The organism is Pseudidiomarina planktonica, assembly GCF_900177775.1.
GTDB lineage: Bacteria > Pseudomonadota > Gammaproteobacteria > Enterobacterales > Alteromonadaceae > Pseudidiomarina > Pseudidiomarina planktonica.
Window position 1 is genome coordinate 171,761 of the sequence record NZ_FXWH01000003.1, and the last position, 14,207, is coordinate 185,967.

Below are 14,207 nucleotides of genomic sequence, written 5' to 3' on the forward strand. Positions count from 1 at the left end.
TTATGTTGAGGTTACTGGGTGCTCTGATAACAGCTGTGGTAGTAACGCTCGGATTATTTTATCTGATGCAGTCACTTATCAGCGGTGGTGAAGGCGCGATGAGCGAACCGGCGCGCGGTAGCGTGCTGGACTTCGTTCGGGTAAAGCAAGACGAATCGGTGCAGGAAAAAGAACGTAAGCCGGAGCGTCCGCCGGAGCCGGAACAACCACCGCCTGAAGCTCCACAGCAGCAAATGGATACTTCCGAAGTGGTTGATAGTGACGGCGGTTATGATTTTTCAGCCAATGTGCAAAGTGACTCCGGACTTAGCGGTGGTATGGCGCTGGACGCCAGCGATGGTGAGTACTTACCCATAGTGAAAGTTCAGGCAAGCTATCCGCGACGCGCACTACAGCGCGGCATTGAAGGTTATGTGGTGGTGCAGTTTACCGTTACCCGGCAAGGAACAGTGAGAGATCCGCGGGTAGTGGAAGCAGAGCCAGCGAATATTTTTGATCAGGCGGCCATGGATGCAGTGCTGAAGTTTAAGTACAAACCGCGAGTTATTGATGGCGACGCTGTAGAAGTGGAAGGCGTGCAAAATCGAATCACTTTTGAAATAGACGGGTAACACATTATGTTGCGAACCAATTTACTAGTAGCTATGACCGCGGCAGCAATACTAGCCGCATCTTTTGGCAGTGTTGAAGCGCAGGAACGCAAGCGAACGCCGGCGTTGCGGGCGCAGGTATATGACCAACTGTCGATGGCGCAAGAACTGGCCGACGGCGGTGATGTGCCGGCTGGCTTGCGGGCATTGGCTGAGGTTGAGCGTAAAGCCGACAGCATGAATAGCTATGAACGCGCCATGATGTGGAACTTCTACGGCTATATGTATTACGAGCAGGACGACGTAAATAACGCGATAAAATATTTCGCGAAAGTAGTTGATGAAAGCCCGATTCCCGAGTCGCTGGAATTAAATACCCTGTTTAGCTTGGCGCAACTGGCGTTGACTCAGGAACGCTATGCCGAAGTTCTGAACTATCTGGACCGGTGGCAACAAGCCAGCCCGGACGCAGACGCTTCAAAAGCGCAGGTGTTAAAAGCACAAGCGTTATACCAGCAGGGTGAGTATCAAGCAGCGTTAGAACCTATTACTGCGGCTATTAATGCACGTGAAGCCAAAGGCGGTTATGCCGACGAAAATTGGTATATTTTGGTTCGTGCTATTCAGTTTGAACTGGGTAATACAAGGGCTGTAGCCACGGTGTTGGAAACCATGATCCGGGCCTTCAATAAGCCTGAATATTGGTTACAGCTGGCGGGTGTATACGCAGACCTGGGTGAAGACAAGAAGCAACTGGCTATGCTGGAAGCGGCTTACCAGCAAGGCTTTTTAACCGAAGGTAAAGACTTAATGAATCTGGCACAGGCGTACTTTTTTAATGAAGTGCCTTTCAAAGCCGGGCAAGTGATTGAGAAAGGGTTAGCCGATGGCAACATTGAAGCCAATTTGCGCAACCTGAAAATGCTCTCGCAAAGCTGGATTGCGGCGCGCGAAACGGACAAAGCCGTTGTAGCTCTGGCCAAAGCTGCTGAACTCAGTGATGACGGTCAGTTACATGCACAACGGGCGCAAGTGTTACTGAATGCAGAACGCAATGAAGAGGCCATTGAAGCGGCTGAAGCAGCGTTGCAGCGCGGTGGGCTAGATGCGCCTGGCACTATGCATTTGGTTATTGGCATGGCGGAACTGAATTTATTGAATTACAACGATGCCCTGAGCGCATTCGCAGAAGCAAAGAAATTTGATGATGTGCGTAAAATGGCAGTGCAGTGGGAACGCTTTGCTTCCAATGAAAAACAGCAAGCTGAATTATTGGAAGAATTAAATTCCTAGTTGCAGAGTTAACTATCAGAGCATGAGCTAACTTATTGATTGTCATAAATAAGAATTAAAAATGACACATAAAGGAAATATTAAATTCAAGAAAGTGCAAATAAAATGACATAAAGTCATAAAACTGTCACATAAGTAACATATTATAGCGCCTGAATTTTATGTGTGTGCTACACATATCTGTGTTTCACTAAAAAACTGTAGGCGCTTTAATTATGAAAAACACCTCATTGATCTCAATTTGCCTTGCCTCCGCACTGGCTGCACCTGTTGCCTCGGCAAACGACGATGCCGTTGACGTTTACGGTAAAATTAACGTGTCTTTGCAACACAATGACAATGGCAGCACCTCAGAAACTGAGCTGGAAAGTAATAACTCCCGGTTTGGTCTGAAAGGTAAAGTCAGCCTGGACCACGGTCTGGAAGCTTTCTATTTGTTGGAATGGCAGGTTGACGTTGCTGATATCGGCGGCTCAGATAACATCAAATCGCGTAACCAATACGTTGGTATTCGTGGTGGCTTTGGTGAAATCATGGCTGGCCGTCGTGACACCGTACTGAAAAGCTCACAAGGTAAAATCGACGTATTCAGCGACTACGAAGGTGATATTAAAGCCTTGTTTGAAGGCGAAAACCGTACCAGCGACACTCTGACTTACTTCACGCCTAAATTCGGTCAGTTCCGTGGTGGCGTATCTTATATTTTAAGTGAAGATGAAGCTGTTGATGATGGTGTATCACTGTCTTTAACCTACGGTGATGCTGGCTTAAAGAGCTCTGATTTTTATCTGGCTGCCGCAGTAGACTCAGAAGTAGATGGCTATGATGTGGTGCGTTTTTCGGGTTCCACCAAATTGAACACCACTACGCTGGGCTTTATGTATCAAGTACAGGAAGCAGTTGAAAATGCGCCTGATGCCGATGGTTTTGTGGTTAGCCTGGCACACCCAGTAAACAAGTTTACTTTTAAAGCACAAGTACAAACATTAGATTTTATTGGTACCGATAGCGTTTCTTTTGCTGGTGGCGTGGACTATAAATTAGGCGCTCAAACCAAAGCTTTTGCCTGGTATACCGGCCGCTCGCTAGAAACTATTGTGTTGGATCAACAGTTTAACTCGACCATCAGTGATGTAGACCAGAACTACTTCGCCGTTGGTATTGAACACAACTTCTAACTGCTGACGTAAGTTATTAAATAACTGCTGAAATAACCCGAAGCGCTGGTTCCTGCCGGTGCCGCACGGTAAACTGCCCATAATCATATGATTGTGGGCTTTTTTTATGGAAAATTTTGTACTCATTGCGGGTTACTTGGTCATCGGCTTACTGCTGCAACGCAGTAGTGCGTTCCCGCAAAATACTGGGCAGGTGTTAAATGCCTACGTTATCTACGTAGCTTTACCTGCGCTGGTGTTGCAGAAAGTTCCGGGGCTGGAATTTAGCTCAGCGCTCATTATTCCGGCGCTATTGCCCTGGCTGTTGCTGGCAATGGTGATGCCGGTCATTTTGTACTGTGCACGGCGCTGGCAATGGTCGCGCAGCACCACAGGTGCATTGCTCATTATTGTTCCACTGGGCAATACATCGTTTATTGGCTTTCCCATGATTGAAGCCTTTTTTGGCAGCGAAGGCTTACCTATTGCGGTGCTTTACGATCAGCTTGGTTCATTCCTGGGCCTGGCTGTGGTTGCCACTATTATTGCCGCAGTGTATTCCGCAGACGACGCCGAAGCTGGTGGTCAACGCCCGTCAGCCTGGCAAATTACCCGTCGCATTCTTATCTTTCCGCCATTTATTGCGCTGGTAGCTGCGTTTGCATTAAAGCCCTTTGATTATCCGCCTCTGGCCGACAACTTTATTAATTCACTGGCGTTAACTTTAGTGCCAGTGATTATGGTAGCGGTTGGATTTCAGCTGAAATTTCGGTTACCTAAAGGCGACCGTTCGCCGCTGGTATTCGCGCTGGCGGCCAAGTTGGTGGTTATGCCGGCGGTGGCATTACTGTTGTTGTGGCCGTTTGGGTTTGATTCGCTGGTGGTGCAGGTGAGTTTAATGGAAGCGGCCATGCCGTCTATGATATCCGCTGGCGCACTGGCCATTATGGCAGGCTTAGCGCCCACTCTGGCGGCCGCCATTATCGGCTACGGCGTTATTTTGTGTTTTGTTACGCTGCCGCTGTGGTTTGCCTTGCTGCAATGGCTGCAAGGCTAAGTGCTTAAAGTTTTTGCGCTTTAAATTCGCCGGCAGCAACCTTCACCGCGAAGGTCTCGCCGGTTTTCAGTTGAGTTTCTGAACGCACTAATTCCCCTTGCTCGGTTTGCACTAACGCATAGCCGCGCGCCACTGTATTCAATGGACTAATTAGCTGTAGGGCATGCGCCGACTGACTGAGTTTTTGCTGCTGCTGTTTTAACAGGCGCCGAATAGCTTCGCCCTGACGCTGGCGCAGGTCGGTAAGGGTTTGCTGGTGTTGTTTCAAAGCACGCGCCGGATGCTGTTGCTCCAGCCGTTGCTGCAGGTGATCAAGGCGGGTGTTGGCTTGTTGCAGCCGGCCCTGCACCGCGCGCAACTGGCGGTCACTTAGCTCATCTACACGCTGCGCGTAATCCTGCAAGCGCCGTTGCGGATGCTGGTGCTGCAAGCGCTGTTGTTGGTGGATAGATTGCTGCTGTAGCCGCTGCAGTAATATAGTTAGGGTTCGAGTTGCCCGCTGTTCCAGTTGTTGCGCCCGAACTAGCTGATGGGCTTGATCGCGACTCACCATTTCGGCGGCAGCAGATGGCGTTGGTGCGCGCACATCGGCAACAAAGTCAGCAATGGTAAAGTCGACTTCATGGCCGACGGCGCTAATAACCGGAATCGGGCAGTCGTAAATGAGCTGCGCCAGGGTTGGGTCGTTAAAGCACCACAAATCTTCCAGCGAACCACCCCCACGGGACACAATCAGCACATCCACTTCGTTGCGCTGAACCGCGGTTCTCAACATGCTTTGTAATTCTTGCATCGCGGCCTGGCCCTGCACTGAGCTCGGGTAAATGATAACTTCCAGGCTCGGGTCACGACGTTTTAATACCGCCAGAATGTCACGTACGGCGGCACCGGTGGGCGAGGTGATAATACCTACCCGGTTCACTTTCTCTGGTAAGGGTTGTTTATGTTCTGGCGCGAACAAGCCACGCGCGGCTAAATCAGCTTTTAGTTGCTCAAACTGCTGCTGCAATAAACCCGCACCGGCGTCTTCAATATGTTCAGCAATAAGTTGGTAGTCACCGCGTGGCTCATACAAGGTTATTTTGGCGCGAACCATCACCTGCATGCCATTTTGTGGCCGAATTCGGGCGCGTTGGTTAGCACCACGGAACATGGCGGCCTTCACCTGGGCGCGTTCGTCTTTTAAAGTGAAATACCAGTGTCCGGAGGCGGGCGCCGCAAAGTTCGAAATTTCGCCAACCAGCCAAATTTGCCCAAAACCTTGCTCCAGTAATTGCCGCACCTCAGTGTTTAAGCGCGAGACCGAGAAGATTGCCTTGTTGGTGCCAGTTGCCGATGCCATGATGACTCTTACAGAAAGTAAAAAAATCAGTTTACTGAAAAGCGGTTTGCGAGTAAAATCTGCCCGCAACATTAAGACAGCCTAAGAGATGTTGCCATGCTACGAATTGCTCAAGAAGCCCTGACCTTTGATGACGTTTTACTCCTTCCTGGTCACTCTACTGTCCTGCCGCACACCGCGGACTTAAAAACACGCCTGACACGCGACATAGAACTCAATATTCCAATGGTTTCCGCTGCTATGGATACCGTTACTGAAGCGTCTTTAGCGATTGCTTTAGCGCAAGAGGGCGGCATGGGTTTTGTTCACAAGAACATGACCATCGCTGAACAAGCTGCGCACGTACGCAAAGTGAAAAAGTACGAAAGCGGCATGGTTTCCGATCCTGTGACCGTGAATCCTTCTACCACTATTGGTGAAATTAACGCGTTAACCGCCGAACATGGCTTCCATGGTTTCCCGGTTATCGAGAAAAACGGTGAGTTAGTCGGTATTGTTACCGGCCGCGACACCCGTTTCGAGAAAGACCCGAAAACCGAAGTGGCTGGCATTATGACCGGCAAAGAACGCTTAGTTACCGTAAAAGAAAATGCGCAAAGCGAAGAAATTCTTGGCTTAATGCATAAGCACCGCATTGAAAAAATTCTGGTGGTTGACGATGCCTTCCATATGAAAGGCATGATTACCCTAAAAGATTTCTCCAAAGCAGAAGACAAACCAAACGCCTGTAAAGATGAATTAGGTCGTTTACGCGTTGGTGCCGCTGTAGGTGTTGGTCCTGGTACCGATGAACGCATTGCAGCGCTGGTTGAAGCTGGCGTAGACGTGCTGCTGATTGATACTTCACACGGCCATTCACAGGGCGTGCTGGACCGGGTTAGCAAAACTCGTAAGGCGTATCCGAAACTACAAATTATTGCCGGTAACGTGGCCACAGGCGCTGGCGCGAAAGCCTTAGCCGACGCTGGTGTTGATGCCGTAAAAGTGGGTATTGGCCCGGGCTCAATTTGTACTACCCGTATTGTGACTGGTTGTGGTGTGCCGCAAATTACCGCCATTAGCGACGCTGTTGATGCGCTAAAAGGCACCGACATTCCAGTTATCGCCGACGGCGGTATCCGCTTTTCCGGTGACATTGCCAAAGCTTTAGCCGCCGGCGCAGATTGCGTCATGGTTGGCAGCATGTTGGCTGGTACTGAAGAATCTCCTGGTGAAGTAGAGCTCTATCAAGGCCGCTACTACAAATCTTACCGTGGCATGGGTAGCTTAGGTGCCATGAGCCAGCGTGAAGGCTCATCGGATCGCTACTTCCAGGCCAGCAACGAAGCCGAAAAATTAGTACCTGAAGGTATTGAAGGCCGGGTTGCCTATAAAGGTCCAATTGCCAATATTATCCATCAGCAAATGGGCGGGTTACGTTCAGCTATGGGTTTAACCGGCTGTGCCAACATGAAAGAAATGCGCACCAAACCGCAATTCGTCAAAGTGACTTCGGCCGGTATGGGCGAGTCGCATGTACATGACGTTCAAATCACCAAAGAAGCACCGAACTACCGGATGGGTTAATTACTGATGACACAAGATATTCATGCACATCGTATTCTGATTTTAGATTTTGGCTCACAGTATACTCAGTTGGTGGCCCGTCGGGTTCGTGAACTGGGCGTGTACTGTGAACTCTGGGCATGGGATGTTGCGGAAGAAGACATTCGTAATTTTAATCCAAACGGTATTATTTTATCAGGCGGCCCTGAGTCGGTTCCGGAACCTGGCTCGCCACGTGCACCTCAGTATGTGTATGAAGCAGGCGTACCTGTGTTTGGTGTGTGCTACGGCATGCAAACCATGGCAGAGCAGCTTGGTGGCGTAGTGCAGGGTTCACTGGAACGTGAATTCGGCTACGCGCAAATTGAACGTATTGCTGAATGTCCGTTATTTACCAACATTGAAGACAGCATTGCGGAAAATGGCAACTCGCTGCTAGATGTATGGATGAGTCACGGCGACAAAGTAATTGAAATTCCAGAGGGCTTTACCACGGTTGCCCGCACCGCTACTTGCCCACATGCGGCCATGGCTGACGAGAAGCGTCATTTCTACGGCGTTCAGTTCCACCCGGAAGTAACCCATACCCGCCAGGGCATGCGTATGCTGGAACATTTTGTGGTTAATATTTGTGGGTGTGAGTGTAACTGGACACCAGCACAAATTATTGAAGATGCAGTAGAGCGGTTGCGCGAGCAGGTTGGTCAGGACAAAGTTATTTTAGGCCTGTCAGGCGGTGTTGATTCGTCAGTAACGGCGATGCTGTTGCACCGCGCTATTGGTGATCAGCTTACCTGCGTATTTGTAGATAACGGCTTATTGCGTTTGAACGAAGCGGAACAGGTGATGGAAATGTTCGGCGACCATTACGGTTTGAACATTATTCACGTAGACGCTGAGAACCGTTTCCTTGACGCCTTAGCTGGTGAAGCCGACCCGGAAGCCAAGCGTAAAATTATTGGCCGTGTGTTCGTGGAGATTTTTGACGAGCAGGCCAGCAAGGTTGAAGACTCAAAATGGCTGGCGCAGGGTACTATTTACCCCGACGTAATTGAGTCGGCGGGCTCAAAAACTGGTAAAGCGCATGTGATTAAATCGCACCACAATGTAGGCGGTTTGCCAGCTGACATGAAGCTGGGCCTGGTTGAGCCACTGCGCGAACTATTTAAAGACGAAGTGCGTAAAATTGGTCTGGAACTTGGTTTGCCGTACGACATGCTGTATCGCCACCCATTCCCGGGGCCTGGCCTTGGCGTGCGGGTACTTGCCGAAGTGAAAAAAGAATACTGTGACTTACTGCGTCGCGCTGATAATATTTTTATTACCGAGCTACGCAATGCAGGTCTTTACCACGAAGTAAGTCAGGCTTTTGCGGTATTCCTACCGGTACGTTCGGTTGGCGTTATGGGCGATGCCCGTAAATACGACTGGGTTATTGCCATTCGCGCCGTTGAAACTATTGATTTCATGACCGCACGCTGGGCACACTTGCCGTATGAGTTATTGGAGCGCGTATCGAACCGAATTATCAATGAAATCAACGGTATTTCCCGTGTGGTTTATGATATTTCCGGTAAGCCACCAGCCACTATCGAGTGGGAATAATTAGCTTATACCTGGCAACCAACGCAGTTGCACCCACAACGAAGTGCGGGCTACAATGCCAGCATCATTGGTTGGAATAGAGTCCATGGTGCGCCTGTTAATTGTTGTTCTGATAACCTTATTGTGGGGCTGTACTCCAGCCCCACCGCCGACCGCCCTCGACGATATTCAGGAGCGTGGCACTTTACGTGTTGGCACGCTGCTAAACCCCACTAGCTATTATTTGCATCATGACCGCGAAGCTGGTTTTGAGTATGAGCTGGCGCGGGAGTTTTCCAACCAGCTTGAAGTTGAATTGGAAATGGTTCCACGCTACAGCGTGCGTGACCTGTTTCAGTTATTACAAGACGGCAAAATTGATGTGGTGGCCGCCGGTATTGACCGCACTGAAAAGCGGGACGCCCTTTATCGCTTCGGCCCTGCGTATCAAACCATTACCCAGAAATTAGTTTACAAGCAGGGTACCCGTCAGCGCCCACGTGACTTCGACGAACTTGAAGACGAAATTGTGGTGGTGTCAGGTAGTAGCCATCATGAATTTTTATTAAGCCTGGGTGATCGCTACCCTCAATTAAACTGGCGCGCCACGGATGATCACGACGCAGAAGAACTGCTCGACCTGATTATGCGCGACGAGATTTCCTTCACTATTGCCGATTCCAATACCCTGGATGTAAAGCGTCGCTACTACCCCGACTTGAGTGTGGCTTTTACCGTGCGCGGTGAAACACCAGTGGCCTGGGCGCTGGCAACCACCCTGGATGACTCGCTTTTCGCTGCGGTTATAGAATACTTCGGCGGGTTACGCGACAGTGGTCAGTTGGCGCATTTAATTGACCAGCACTTTGGTCATGTGAGTCAGTTTAACTACGTAGACACCCAGCTATTTATTGAAGCCGTGCAAACCAAACTGCCGCGCTACTTAGATTTATTCCGCGAGCATGCCGGAACTCTGGACTGGCGTTTGTTAGCCGCTATCAGTTATCAGGAATCACTGTGGAATCCTCGCGCTATTTCACCCACGGGTGTGCGTGGCATGATGATGCTGACCTTACCTACCGCCAGCGCTATGGGCGTGCAAAGTCGACTCAGTGCTGAGCAAAGCATTCGGGGTGGGGCGCGTTATCTCGAGCGCATGCTGCAGCGGGTGCCTGCCCGAATTGAAGACCCGGACCGTACCTGGTTCGCGTTAGCCGCTTACAATGTTGGTTTTGGCCATATGGAAGACGCCCGCCGTTTAACCCAGCAGCAAGGTGCCGACCCCGACCGCTGGCTGGATGTGAAGAAGCGTTTGCCATTGTTGCGGCAGAAAAAGTATTACCGGCAAACCCGCTTCGGTTTTGCCCGCGGCAATGAACCTGTAACTTATGTTGGCAATATTCGCAGATACTACGATACTTTAGTGTGGCTTGATGAGCGTGGCAGAATTCCAACCCTGCCGTTAGATATCGAACTGCCAATTGGCAGTGGAGATGGAGTGGAATAATGAATAAGCAACGTCGATTAGTTAGCGCAGAACGCCGCAGAGCCCTGTTACGCAAGCGTAACCACCTGATGGTTGAGCGCCGGCAAAAGTGGTTTCGCTTAACTCAGCGCGACGATTAGCCGCGCGTTATTTTATCCGCGCTTTAAGCTAGAAGCATCAGCCTAGAAAGACTATAATGGCGGCAATTTTTTGTGGCTCCCAACCCTGGAGAAATTGTCTGTGGAGATCTTACGTGGCGCGCCCGCTTTATCCGACTTTCGAGTTGTAAAACTAACTGAACGCCTGCAGCAATCAGGGGTGCCTGTCACCAGTGTTTATGCTGAATACATGCACTTTGCCGAACTGAGCGAAAAATCGCTGAGTGACACCGACGAAGCCATTCTAAAAAAACTTCTTACCTACGGGCCAGCATTGCCCCAGCACCTTCCGGAAGGGCAGTTACTGCTGGTTACGCCGCGGCTTGGTACGATTTCGCCATGGTCTTCGAAAGCAACAGATATTGCACATAACTGCGGGCTAACCCAGGTGCTTCGTATTGAGCGTGGTATTGCTTACTACCTTGAGGGTAACCTGAGCGAAGATCAGTTAGCGCAGGCTGCGGCCCTATTGCATGACCGCATGACCGAAACGGTACTGCGTGACCATGATCAGGCCAGCAAACTATTCCAGCATGCCGAGCCAACGGAGCTGCGTAGCATCGATATTTTGGCCGAAGGCCGGCAGGCACTAAACAATGCCAATATTGAGCTTGGACTGGCGTTAGCCGACGACGAAATTGACTACCTGTACGAGAATTTTAGTCGCTTAGAACGTAATCCGAACGACATCGAGCTTTACATGTTTGCGCAGGCAAACTCTGAGCATTGCCGCCATAAAATATTTAATGCGGACTGGACTATCGACGGTGTAGAGCAGCCAAAATCGCTGTTTAAAATGATCAAGAACACCTTCGAGCAAACCAAAGAAAACGTACTGTCAGCTTATAAAGACAATGCTGCCGTAATGACTGGCTCAGAAGCTGGCCGGTTTTATCCGCACCCGCAGAGTTCACAGGCGGCAGGCGAGTACAGCTACTTCCACGAACCTATTCATATATTAATGAAGGTTGAAACTCACAACCACCCCACGGCTATTTCACCTTACGCTGGCGCTGCTACAGGTTCTGGTGGTGAAATTCGTGATGAAGGTGCAACGGGTCGTGGCTCTAAACCTAAAGCTGGCTTAGTGGGCTTTAGCGTATCTAACTTGCGCATTCCTGAGTATAACCAGCCGTGGGAAGAAGACTTCGGCAAGCCAGATCGTATTGTCTCGGCACTAGAAATTATGCTGGAAGGCCCGCTGGGTGGCGCTGCCTTTAACAACGAGTTCGGTCGCCCGGCGTTAACCGGTTACTTCCGAACTTTTGAAGAGAAAGTAGCAAGCCATAACGGTGACGAAGTTCGTGGTTATCACAAACCTATTATGTTGGCCGGTGGCCTGGGTAATATTCGCGAGCAGCACGTTGAGAAAGGCGAAATTCCGGTCGGCGCTAAATTAGTCGTGCTGGGTGGGCCTGCTATGAACATCGGCTTAGGCGGTGGCGCAGCGAGCTCCATGGCCTCTGGTGAGTCTACCGAAGATCTTGATTTTGCCTCGGTACAACGTGACAACCCGGAAATGGAACGGCGCTGTCAGGAAGTAATTGATCGCTGCTGGCAGCTGGGTGAGAAAAACCCGATAGCCTTTATTCACGACGTGGGCGCTGGCGGTTTGTCTAATGCCATGCCGGAGCTGGTCAGTGATGGCGGCCGCGGCGGTAAGTTTGAACTGCGTGCAGTACCGAATGATGAACCTGGTATGTCGCCACTGGAAATCTGGTGTAACGAGTCACAGGAACGCTATGTAATGGCGGTGCCGGTAGACAAAATGGACGTGTTTGCTGAAATCTGTGAGCGCGAACGCGCGCCTTACGCCGTGCTTGGTGAAGCAACAGCCGAGCAAATGCTGGAAATGACTGACCAGCACTTCAATAATAAACCTATTGATTTGCCGTTAGATGTATTGCTGGGTAAAGCACCAAAAATGCATCGTAACGTGGAAACCAAACAAGCGCCGGGTCAGGCATTAGAGCGCGAGAATATAAAATTAGGGCAAGCGGCTAAACGCTTGCTATCGCTGCCTGCCATTGCTGAAAAAACCTTCTTAATCACCATTGGTGACCGCTCAGTTACCGGCTTGGTTGCCCGTGATCAAATGGTTGGCCCCTGGCAAATCCCTGTTGCTGACGTGGCCGTAACGGCAGCCAGCTACGACACTTATGCTGGTGAAGCTATGGCCATGGGTGAGCGCACGCCGCTGGCCTTGCTGAACTTTGCTGCCTCTGCGCGCATGGCGGTGGGTGAGTCTTTAACCAACATTGCCGCCGCAGCTATTGGTGATCTGCAATATGTGAAATTGTCTGCGAACTGGATGGCCGCTGCCGGTCACCCGGGCGAAGATGCTGGTTTGTATGAAGCGGTGAAAGCCATTGGTGAAGAGTTATGCCCGGCACTGGGTATTACTATTCCGGTGGGTAAAGATTCCATGTCGATGAAAACCCAGTGGCAGCAAGACGGTGAAGATAAAGCCGTTACAGCGCCGTTAAGTCTGGTGATTACGGCCTTTGGCCGGGTTACCGATGTACGCCGTACGCTTACGCCACAGCTACGCACTGAAAAGGGGCCAAGCAAGCTGGTGTTGGTTGACTTAGGCCGTGGTAAGAATCGCTTAGGCGGCTCTTGTTTGGCGCAGGTTTATCGCCAACTGGGTGAAGTGACTCCGGACGTTGACGACCCGGCATTGTTGAAAGGCTTTTTCGACGCAACTCAGCAGCTGGTAGCCGACAAATCAATCATTGCGTACCACGACCGTTCTGACGGCGGCTTGTTCGTAACTGTGGCGGAAATGGCCTTTGCTGGCTATTGCGGTGTTGAAGTAGAGCTTGATGAACTGGGCAGTGACGATTTAGCCGCGCTTTACAGCGAAGAGTTAGGCGCAGTATTGCAGGTGCACGAAGACAATCTGGATAAGGTATTAAAAGCTTATGCTGATGCCGGTTTGGAAGACTGCGTACACGTGATTGGTAAGCCACTGAACAACGATGACGCTATTCGCTTTACCCGCAACGGTGAACCTGTGCTGGAAGATTTGCGCAGCACCTACCGCAGCCGTTGGGCCGAAACCACTTATCACATGCAGAAATTGCGTGATAACCCGGCCGGCGCCGAGCAAGAGTTTAAAGCCAAACAACGCATGGACGACCCAGGGTTGCATGCAGAGTTAACCTTTGATCAGGCTGAAGACGTAGCCGCGCCTTATATCAATACAGGTCGCGATCCGGTTATTGCCATTTTGCGCGAGCAGGGTGTGAATTCTCACGTGGAAATGGCAGCCGCCTTTGACCGCGCCGGTTTTGCTGCGGTTGACGTGCACATGAGCGATATCTTGAGCGGTCGGGTTAGTTTGGACAAGTTCAACGGTCTGGTTGCTTGTGGCGGCTTCTCGTACGGTGACGTATTAGGCGCCGGTGAAGGTTGGGCGAAGTCTATTCTGTTCAATAGCCGCGCTCGCGATGAGTTCAGTGCATTCTTTGAACGTGATAAAACCTTTGCCTTAGGTGTTTGTAATGGCTGTCAGATGCTTTCTAACTTGAAAGATCTGATTCCTGGTACTGAGCACTGGCCGCGTTTTGTGACTAACCGCTCTGAGCGTTTTGAAGCGCGCTTTAGCATGGTAGAAGTGCAGGAAACCAAATCATTATTCTTAAAAGGTATGGCCGGTTCTCGTATGCCTATCGCGGTTTCACATGGCGAAGGTTTGGCTGAATTCCACGGTGATGCGCTAACTCAGGCCGAGCAACAAAACCTGATTGCGCTGCGTTATACCGATAACTGGGGCAAAGTAACCGAAAACTATCCGGCCAACCCGAATGGTTCACCGGCAGGTATTACCGGCTTAACCAACAGCGATGGTCGCGTCACTATTATGATGCCGCACCCGGAGCGGGTGTTCCGTACTGTAGCGAACAGCTGGCATCCGGATAGCTGGGGTGAAGACAGCCCGTGGATGCGTATGTTCCGTAATGCGCGGGTGTATATTGCCTAAGCTTTAACAG

9 protein-coding genes are annotated in these 14,207 nt (G+C 50.6%); 8 read left to right on the forward strand and 1 reads right to left on the reverse strand.

Going from position 1 to position 14,207, the window contains the following annotated elements; genetic code table 11:
• Positions 1-2 precede the first annotated feature (2 nt).
• The 4 genes from CCE91_RS10965 to CCE91_RS10980 all read left to right on the forward strand — a co-directional run bounded on the left by CCE91_RS10965 (position 3) and on the right by CCE91_RS10980 (position 4,097).
• Complete coding sequence (locus CCE91_RS10965; protein WP_086435338.1) at positions 3-611, forward strand: energy transducer TonB; 609 nt, start codon at positions 3-5, stop codon at positions 609-611.
• A gap of 6 nt (positions 612-617) precedes the next feature.
• Positions 618-1,883 (forward strand): tetratricopeptide repeat protein, encoded by a 1,266-nt coding sequence (locus CCE91_RS10970; RefSeq protein WP_086435339.1) that lies wholly within the window; start codon positions 618-620, stop codon positions 1,881-1,883.
• Positions 1,884-2,098: 215 nt separating this feature from the next.
• Positions 2,099-3,061 carry a porin gene (locus CCE91_RS10975; protein ID WP_086435340.1) on the forward strand — a complete coding sequence of 321 codons (963 nt, stop codon included), beginning with the start codon at positions 2,099-2,101 and terminating at the stop codon, positions 3,059-3,061.
• A 106-nt stretch (positions 3,062-3,167) separates the two neighbouring features.
• Positions 3,168-4,097 carry an AEC family transporter gene (locus CCE91_RS10980; protein ID WP_086435341.1) on the forward strand — a complete coding sequence of 310 codons (930 nt, stop codon included), beginning with the start codon at positions 3,168-3,170 and terminating at the stop codon, positions 4,095-4,097.
• A gap of 4 nt (positions 4,098-4,101) precedes the next feature.
• Here CCE91_RS10980 and xseA read toward each other — a convergent pair whose 3' ends face one another.
• A complete protein-coding gene (xseA, locus tag CCE91_RS10985) occupies positions 4,102-5,439 on the reverse strand; it encodes an exodeoxyribonuclease VII large subunit (protein WP_086435467.1) in 1,338 nt (445 codons plus the stop codon).
• A gap of 96 nt (positions 5,440-5,535) precedes the next feature.
• Between xseA and guaB the strand changes: the two genes are divergently transcribed.
• The 4 genes from guaB to purL all read left to right on the forward strand — a co-directional run bounded on the left by guaB (position 5,536) and on the right by purL (position 14,197).
• Complete coding sequence (gene guaB, locus CCE91_RS10990; protein ID WP_086435342.1) at positions 5,536-7,005, forward strand: IMP dehydrogenase; 1,470 nt, start codon at positions 5,536-5,538, stop codon at positions 7,003-7,005.
• A 6-nt stretch (positions 7,006-7,011) separates the two neighbouring features.
• Positions 7,012-8,589: a glutamine-hydrolyzing GMP synthase gene (gene guaA / locus CCE91_RS10995; RefSeq protein ID WP_086435343.1), complete on the forward strand. Its 1,578-nt coding sequence runs from the start codon at positions 7,012-7,014 to the stop codon at positions 8,587-8,589.
• A gap of 55 nt (positions 8,590-8,644) precedes the next feature.
• Entirely contained in the window at positions 8,645-10,075 is a 1,431-nt protein-coding gene (gene mltF, locus CCE91_RS11000) for a membrane-bound lytic murein transglycosylase MltF (protein WP_086435344.1), read from the forward strand.
• A gap of 219 nt (positions 10,076-10,294) precedes the next feature.
• Positions 10,295-14,197, forward strand: a complete 3,903-nt coding sequence (gene purL / locus CCE91_RS11005) for a phosphoribosylformylglycinamidine synthase (RefSeq protein WP_086435345.1) — start codon at positions 10,295-10,297, stop codon at positions 14,195-14,197.
• Positions 14,198-14,207 lie beyond the last annotated feature (10 nt).

Coding starts and splice junctions, on each gene's coding strand:
- guaA (WP_086435343.1), top strand. CDS start 7,012: ATGACACAAGATATTCATGCACATCGTATTCTGATTTTAGATTTTGGC.
- CCE91_RS10970 (WP_086435339.1), top strand. CDS start 618: ATGTTGCGAACCAATTTACTAGTAGCTATGACCGCGGCAGCAATACTA.
- CCE91_RS10975 (WP_086435340.1), top strand. CDS start 2,099: ATGAAAAACACCTCATTGATCTCAATTTGCCTTGCCTCCGCACTGGCT.
- CCE91_RS10980 (WP_086435341.1), top strand. CDS start 3,168: ATGGAAAATTTTGTACTCATTGCGGGTTACTTGGTCATCGGCTTACTG.
- xseA (WP_086435467.1), bottom strand. CDS start 5,439: ATGGCATCGGCAACTGGCACCAACAAGGCAATCTTCTCGGTCTCGCGC.
- guaB (WP_086435342.1), top strand. CDS start 5,536: ATGCTACGAATTGCTCAAGAAGCCCTGACCTTTGATGACGTTTTACTC.
- mltF (WP_086435344.1), top strand. CDS start 8,645: ATGCCAGCATCATTGGTTGGAATAGAGTCCATGGTGCGCCTGTTAATT.
- CCE91_RS10965 (WP_086435338.1), top strand. CDS start 3: ATGTTGAGGTTACTGGGTGCTCTGATAACAGCTGTGGTAGTAACGCTC.